The organism is Micromonospora sp. NPDC005324 (assembly GCF_040607155.1).
Taxonomy (GTDB): Bacteria; Actinomycetota; Actinomycetes; order Mycobacteriales; family Micromonosporaceae; genus Micromonospora; species Micromonospora trifolii.
In genome coordinates this window covers 1-1,254 of record NZ_JBEXGE010000128.1, presented here as the reverse complement: position 1 = coordinate 1,254, position 1,254 = coordinate 1, and the positions used below count along the sequence as shown (strand labels likewise).

Below are 1,254 nucleotides of genomic sequence, written 5' to 3'. Positions count from 1 at the left end.
AGTTCGTCTCGGCGAGCAGCTCACCGACCAGGAAGGCGTCGCCCTCGTCGTCCTCCACCAGCAGGACCCGCAACCGCTCACCCGGCGGCAGGTTGACGTGCCGCGCCAGGCCACCGTGCGGGTACGACACGACTGAAGGGCCGGCCGCTGGGGCTCTCCGGTGCGGCCAGGCCGCGCCTACGTCTCGATGCGTGATAACGGCTGTGCTCCCTCGTGGGCGACGGTTGATGATTCCGCAGCCGCCGACCGAAAAACAACTGAGTGTGATGTGAGATCAGGCCGGGCAGCTGAAGGTTCCAAGCGGGCCGGCCTTTCGCTTCGTCCTTCCCGACGAGCAGCGCCTCCTGGGTCGACGAGCGGTCACCGGCTGCTCTGCGAGCATGTCGGCCGTGCCCACGACCACCCCGGCGGTGAGGGCGGCCTTCCCGAACTGACTTGGCCCGCGACCCGAGGTGTGACATCAAGCAGGTGGGGCAGGCGGACGGCCTTGCCAAGCCGCATCGCGGCGCGCTCCAGCGTGACGCCTCGGTTCCGCTGATCTTGGCCGCCTGAGCGTGACCGCGGCGCACGGCCTGACGAGTCGAGGATGGGAGACCGGCGGAGCACGTCAGATCAGCCCACCGCAGCCGATGACCATGGCTGGCCAGCTCGATGCCGCCGGTCGCCTGCTCCGCAGCGATTCAGGTCCACATCGACACGTTCGCTTGGTGGGGCTACGACTGTGTTTGTAGCGGATGGTGGGTTGGCGATTTGATGGTTTCGCGGTCTGAGTGCAGCGGTGCGGGGCTGCGCCATTCGGCGAGCAGGACGGTGGCGTCGTCTTGGAGGCGGTCGTCCTGGTGTTCGAGGATGGCGTGCACGAGTCGGCGGGCGGTTTCGGGCAGGGGCAGTTGGTCGGCGACTGCTCTGGTGGCGAACTCGACGAGCCGCTCGGTGCCGAATGTCTCGCCGTCGGGTGTGCGGGCTTCGATGATGCCGTCGGTGTACAGCAGTACCTGGTCGCCGGGTTCGAGGGCTTCCTCGACGACCACCGGTGGGCGCCGGTCGCCGAGGGTGACCGGGAGGGCGGTCGGTGTGGGCAGGACCTTGACGATCTTGCCGGCGCGCAGCACGATCCCACTCGGGTGACCGGCGGAGATGACCTGCAGGATTCCGGTGAGCTGGTCGAGTTCGGCGAGCACGGCGGTGATCATCCCGTATCGGTCGTGGTCGCGGACCGCGTTGTCGATGTGGTGGTAGGTGGCGGTCAGGTCC

1 protein-coding gene is annotated in these 1,254 nt (G+C 68.2%); it reads right to left on the bottom strand.

What is annotated here, in order from left to right; all coding sequences use genetic code 11:
* Nucleotides 1–713: 713 nt before the first annotated feature.
* On the bottom strand, nt 714–1,254 hold a 541-nt coding region (locus ABZS40_RS36720; protein ID WP_354949351.1), incomplete at its 5' end, for a PP2C family protein-serine/threonine phosphatase.